The organism is Asticcacaulis sp., assembly GCF_051956075.1.
Classification (GTDB): Bacteria; Pseudomonadota; Alphaproteobacteria; order Caulobacterales; family Caulobacteraceae; genus Asticcacaulis.
Genome location: NZ_JBQCGA010000014.1, coordinates 1 through 4,278, shown reverse-complemented (window position 1 = coordinate 4,278; position 4,278 = coordinate 1). Strand labels below are relative to the sequence as shown.

Annotated in this window: 5 protein-coding genes and 1 pseudogene; 1 reads left to right on the top strand and 5 read right to left on the bottom strand. The window is 60.8% G+C overall.

The features are described 5' to 3' along the window. Positions 1–152 precede the first annotated feature (152 nt). The 3 genes from ACTHLA_RS04210 to ACTHLA_RS04200 form a co-directional block, all read right to left on the bottom strand. Positions 153–518: an endonuclease domain-containing protein gene (locus ACTHLA_RS04210; protein ID WP_440185794.1), complete on the bottom strand. Its 366-nt coding sequence runs from the start codon at positions 516–518 to the stop codon at positions 153–155. Between the two features lie 193 nt (positions 519–711). Further along, complete coding sequence (locus tag ACTHLA_RS04205; protein ID WP_440185792.1) at positions 712–1,470, bottom strand: prephenate dehydrogenase/arogenate dehydrogenase family protein; 759 nt, start codon at positions 1,468–1,470, stop codon at positions 712–714. A gap of 143 nt (positions 1,471–1,613) precedes the next feature. Continuing rightward, positions 1,614–2,300, bottom strand: a complete 687-nt coding sequence (locus ACTHLA_RS04200) for a hypothetical protein (RefSeq protein WP_440185790.1) — start codon at positions 2,298–2,300, stop codon at positions 1,614–1,616. Between the two features lie 287 nt (positions 2,301–2,587). Here ACTHLA_RS04200 and ACTHLA_RS04195 point away from each other — a divergent pair, with 287 nt between their 5' ends. Next, entirely contained in the window at positions 2,588–3,166 is a 579-nt protein-coding gene (locus ACTHLA_RS04195; RefSeq protein ID WP_440185788.1) for a hypothetical protein, read from the top strand. Here the strand turns inward: ACTHLA_RS04195 and ACTHLA_RS04190 are convergent, their stop codons facing one another. After that, on the bottom strand, positions 3,167–3,826 hold the full coding sequence (locus ACTHLA_RS04190) for a peptidylprolyl isomerase (protein WP_440185786.1): 660 nt from the start codon (positions 3,824–3,826) through the stop codon (positions 3,167–3,169). It abuts the gene before it with no gap. Between the two features lie 38 nt (positions 3,827–3,864). Further along, a pseudogene (locus ACTHLA_RS04185) lies at positions 3,865–4,278 on the bottom strand (hypothetical protein); the annotation flags it as partial.

Here is a 4,278-nt window from a genome sequence, read left to right as displayed (position 1 = left end):
CATCCCAATACCCCCCCCCACCCCCCCCACTGCTTGGGGCGGGGCCCCGCGACGGGGTGGGGGGGGGACGGCGCAGACGGGCCGCAACCCCTCCGTCGTTTGCTGCGCAAACGCCACCTCCCCACGCGGTGGGGAGGAGAGGCGAGTGCTAATTACCGCCCAATCTTTTCCTTTGCCCTCAGTATAATGCCCAGCGCCATTTCGTCCGGGTCGCGCATGATCTCCGACGCCGGTATGCGCATGACCTCCAGACCTTGGGTCTCCAGCCACGCTGTGCGCGTCACGTCGCGTTCGGCGACATTGAGCAGGTCATGGACCAGACCCTCGACCTCGACGACCAGCCGCGCCGCCGCGCAGTAAAAATCAACGATAAACGGGCCAATCGGATGCTGCTTGCGAAAATGCAGCCCATCCTGCCGCCCTTTCAGCCGTAGCCACAATCGCGCCTCTGGCGGCGTCAATTCACGTCGTAAACGCCGCGCCTGTGCATATTTCAGTCGATGCTGCGACTCCCCCATGTGTTGAACATATGCCGATAGTAGGGGAATTCAACACTCTTCTCCTCCCCATTTATGGGGAGGGGCACCGCCTGTTCTCAAGAAGCGAAGCGTTAGCACGCTTTCGGGCGGTGGAGGGGTAACTTACGGCAGGAGCCCCTCCGTCGTTTGCTTCGCAAACGCTGCGTCCCCACGCGGTGGGGAAGAGAATGACCTACTTCCCGTTATCGTGCGCTTCCAGCCGATTGCGCAGGGAGTCGATCTCCGCGAAGAAGCGCTTGCGGATTTCGGCGGCGAACGGATTGTCGCGTTCGATGGACAGGAACAGTTCGTCGGAATCGCCTTGCACCAGGCCGACGCCCTGCATCATCAGATCGTAGGAGCGCGTGGTGTGGACGGTGGGCAGCGGCTCCAGTCCGCTCAGCACCTTGGCGATCAGGTGGGTCAGGCCCTGCACGGCGGCCAGCGCCCTGTCGTGCTGCTCCGGCGTCGCCACCGACACTTTCAGGTTGAGCGTCTGCTCCAAAAAGCGCACGATCGGCGCCAGACGGCGGATGCGCACCGGACACACCACGACCTCAAGATCGTGAATGCCCTTGCGCGCCGATTGCGGGCCGAACAGGGGGTGGGTGCAGAGGATATAGACGCTGTCCGGCAGCGCCTCGACCAGCCATTGCGCAGGCTTCACCTTGACCGAGCCGACATCAATGATCAGGGCGCGCGGATGGACATGCGGCGCGATGCTCTGCGCCAGCGCCTTCAGCGCGCGCACCGGCGCGGCCAGCAGAACCACGCGGCAGGCGGCGACCTCCTCAAGGCTGGCCAGGGTGACATTGTGCCGCTTGGCGAAAGCCCGGGCGTGCGGGCTGGGATCGTAAGCATAGATGTCGAAATAGGGCGACAGGTGCTTGACGATCAACCGGCCGAACGCGCCGAGACCGAAAAGGCCCAGTCTGTGTACTTTCTTGAACACGCAGCGCCGTTTCCGTTAACAAAAATTAAGATCGCCAGTAACATGAAAGGTTACGGTTGGCGAGGCAAAAATTGCACTTTTATGAAAAACCGGGGTGATTTATTGCAGCGCAAGAACAGTTTCAGGTGAAATTATCTTGAATATCACCAAAAGCCGGAATGTTTTTTCTTGTTCTTGCGGTCTTTGCCGTCTTTTTGATCAAGCTCTTGCGCGACCTGGGCCGGGGTCTGGGGCAATTCGTTCGCGGTGATAAAGCCGTCGCGGTTGCGATCCAGAATGGTGAAGCGCTGATTGCTGGCGGCCAGCCATTCGTCCTTCGAGACACGGAAATCGAAATTGGCGTCGGCGGCGCGGATCGGTTGCGGCTCGTCGATCAGGCCATATTGCGAGGCGCCGACGATCTGCTTGATGTATTTGCCGCCGTTCGGTTCCTGATCCTGATTGGCGTCCATATCGGGATCGTAATCGTGCTGGATCACCTTGGGCTGCTGGATGCGCGGGTCCATGCGCTGGATTTCCGGCGCGACCTGATTTTCATAACGGGTGTTTTCAGGGCTGTTGATATAGCCGTCGTGATTGAGGTCGAGCGTGTCGAAAAAGCGCATGGCGTCGGCGACGAATTCATCGTGACTGATCTTGCCGTCATGGTTGGCGTCGGCGGCGTTAAACCAGTCCATGGTCGGATAGGGCTTGCCCGGCGCGGCGCGGAACGGCTGGCCTGACGGCGAAAAGAAGACCTGCTGGCCCATGCCGGTGGCCAGATAGTCCTGAGCCGCGGCGGGCAGGGTCAGAACGGCGAAGGCGGCGAGCGAAATCAAAGGCAGGCGCATGGGGTCTCTTTCAACAGGATACGGCAACTTAGCCGCGTCGTGTCGGGCAGGCAAGAGCCTGTTCGACGTAGGCGACTCTTGCCGGGCAAATAATTCCCATAGTAAAAAATGGTTGCCATTGTGTATTGAATGTTATATGTGATCGAAATGGCGATGAATATTTAGATTTAAATTTGGCATTTGTATTTCATAACCGAAATATCTGTTAAATTATCACCTTGTTAACTTGCTGGCGACCTCTTTTGACTGTCCAGACCTTTTGTTCGGACGTTTTTCAGGAGGGTTTCATGCAGATCAGCAGTTCGGCGGGACTGAGTCTGAGCCAGTTATTGTCTCAGGTGTCGTCAAGCCTGAAGGCGTCTTCCGCCACATCCACATCAGGCAGTTCATCGGCCAGCGCAACCAGCGCGGCGTCCGCGACCACGACGTCCAGTTCATCCACGACCAGCGTCAGCGACAATCTCGACTATTTCATCAGCGCCCTGTCGTCGAAAATCGTCGACAGCCTGCTGGCCCTGCAAACCCAGTCCGCCTCGGCGGGCGTCAGCAGCCTGAGCGATAATCGTCACCGCCACCACATGCTCGGGGCCGGTCTCGGGCAGCCAGTCTCCGCGCGCAATGACGCAGATTCTGACGGCGACGCCACGACCATGGCGGCTTTGAACGACGCCAACAGCCCGCCGTCAGCCACGGTGGGACCGCAAGGGCCGAATGGCGCGACGGTCGCCGGGGCAGGCGGCCTCTCGCCTTCTCAGGATCTGGCCGGTCTGATGCAGCAATTCATCCAGGCCCTGCAATCCTACGGCCAGACCAGCGCCGCCAGCGCGACGACGGCGGCGGCCTCGACCACATCGATCGCCGCCTGATCAGGGCAGTCGGCGCGCCCTGACGATGACGACCGGCTGCGCCAGCGTCTCGTCAGGTCCGTCGCCGGAAGCGGGCTTCGCCCGTGACAACGGTGCGTGGAGGATCTTTCTCACCACCTCCATGCCCGATACGACATGGCCGAAGGCGGCGTAGCCGAGATTGTCGGGCGTGGCGTGACGGCCCGCGTCGAGATAGCTCATATCGCCGACCATGATGGTGAACTCGTTCGACGCCGTGCCGACCGCATAACGCGCTGTCGAGATCACGCCGTCGGTATGCGACAGATGTGTCTGCGTCGTCGGCTCGTGCGGAATCGGCGGATAGGTGCGCGATCCGCTGTTGAACTGCACAAAGCCCGCCTTACCGGCGCGGATCACGCGATAGAAGGTTCCGTCGTCCAGTTTGCCGGTATCGACATAGTGCAGGAAATTGGCCGTGGTCTGCGGCGCGTCCTTGCCGTCCAGCTCCAGAACAATGGGGCCGTAGGCGGTGTCGATCTCGACGCGCGCCGTGTCGGGCGGAACGTCGAGCCCGGTTCCGGGCAGGCGCTTCGGCGCCACATTCGCAATCTCCGGCGCAGCGCTGGAGGCAGGCGGCGCGGACGGCGTCGGAGAGCAGGCCGCCAGCGCCAACACCATCATCGGGATCAGATATTTCATGCCCCGGTTATGAAAAGCCGTGCGGCGGATTACAAGCTCTAATCGATGACCGAGACGCAGGCCAGGCTCTGGTCGAAATCCTGCAACATGTCGGCGTATTCCAGTGGCGTCAGGCGCTGGTTCGTCGCCCCTATGCGGTAGTCCCAGAACGAGGTGATATGGGTCAGAACTCCGACGTGCTCGCCCAACTCATAAAAAAGCCGCGGCCCGTCGAGCAGGAAGTTCCGAAATGGCGCCGGATCGCGACCGTCGATCAGCGAGGTGTAGGCGTTGTCATAGTGCAGCAGGCTGTGCCCCACCATATCCATGGCGGTCAGCACCCGGTTGATCAGGCGCGGGCGCACCTCCTCGATGAAGTCGCGCAGCCCAGGGTCCATGACGCCCATCGGACGGTATTTCATCAGATTGTCGACGACGTTACGCAACTGGTCGCGCAATTCCAGCCGCCGCCA